The organism is Mesorhizobium silamurunense (assembly GCF_014843905.1).
GTDB lineage: Bacteria > Pseudomonadota > Alphaproteobacteria > Rhizobiales > Rhizobiaceae > Mesorhizobium > Mesorhizobium silamurunense.
The window spans coordinates 1-532 of the sequence record NZ_LPVS01000177.1; the positions used below are offsets into that span (position 1 = coordinate 1).

At 61.3% G+C, this 532-nt stretch carries 1 protein-coding gene; it reads right to left on the reverse strand.

Annotated features, from left to right (window positions below; translation table 11 throughout):
- Positions 1-233: 233 nt before the first annotated feature.
- A partial coding sequence (locus AU465_RS32920; protein WP_192257168.1) for a hypothetical protein occupies positions 234-532 on the reverse strand: 299 nt, incomplete at its 5' end.

Consider the following 532-nt stretch of genomic DNA (forward strand, 5'->3'; position numbering starts at 1 on the left):
CCTTCCTCGGGGACTTTCGTACGCCTGCCGGCGCCCGAAACTCTTCACGAATACGGACGGGCCGCTTCTGGTCAAATTGAGAGCATAGCAGCCGTTGCGTTGCCAGATCCCTCGCAGGTGTCGCCCCGAATCGTAGGTAGCATGTCTAAAAGCCGCCGTTCGTCAGATCGAGCTTTTTGGGCAAAGACCCCGGCTCGCCGGTGAAGTGCGGATTCGAACGTCGAGTCTTAGCGCTAGCCGCCCCGTTCCGTCGCCCCGATCACGGCCTCGTGCTCGGGAAGGTAGAAAGCCGGATCGTAAGCCTCGTTTTTCGGCCAATATCCGTACCCTCTGAGCCGGACGATGCGGTCATCGCGGTATAGCATCGTGCCAAGCACCACTTCGGGGTCCTTGCCCTCGATCCTGACGCCGCTTGCAGACAACTTCTCAAACAGCTCACGGCGGGCAAGCGGCCGGCCGAAAGAACGAATTATGGCCAATGCGCGATCGGCAACCTCGCGCCGGTCCGGGTTTTTCGGCCGCGCGGCCGAAA